This window comes from Acinetobacter geminorum, from assembly GCF_013009345.1.
GTDB classification, from domain to species: domain Bacteria; phylum Pseudomonadota; class Gammaproteobacteria; order Pseudomonadales; family Moraxellaceae; genus Acinetobacter; species Acinetobacter geminorum.
In genome coordinates this window covers 1-264 of sequence record NZ_JABELE010000063.1, presented here as the reverse complement: position 1 = coordinate 264, position 264 = coordinate 1, and the positions used below count along the sequence as shown (strand labels likewise).

Genomic DNA, 264 nt, shown 5'->3' with positions numbered 1-264 from the left:
GTTATCTCAACGCCCGAAACGACAATGGAAGAACAATGAAAAGCAGACGACTGTTAAAGCTGGTCCTGTTCAGCGGGATAATAAGCCTGAGCGGTTGCTCCAGCGTAATGTCACATACCGGTGGCAAAGAGGGAACCTATCCGGGCACGCGATCCAGTGCGCAAACGCTGGGGGACAGCGATACCAACTGGGGTGTGAAATCGCTGGTGGCGCTGGACATGCCGTTCACCGCCGTCATGGATACCCTGCTGCTGCCGTGGGATA

General features: G+C 55.7%; 1 protein-coding gene. It reads left to right on the top strand.

Annotation, left to right across the window (positions count from 1 at the left end):
- Positions 1 to 35: 35 nt before the first annotated feature.
- On the top strand, positions 36 to 264 hold a 229-nt coding region (locus tag HJG58_RS18700), incomplete at its 3' end, for a YceK/YidQ family lipoprotein (RefSeq protein ID WP_170249807.1).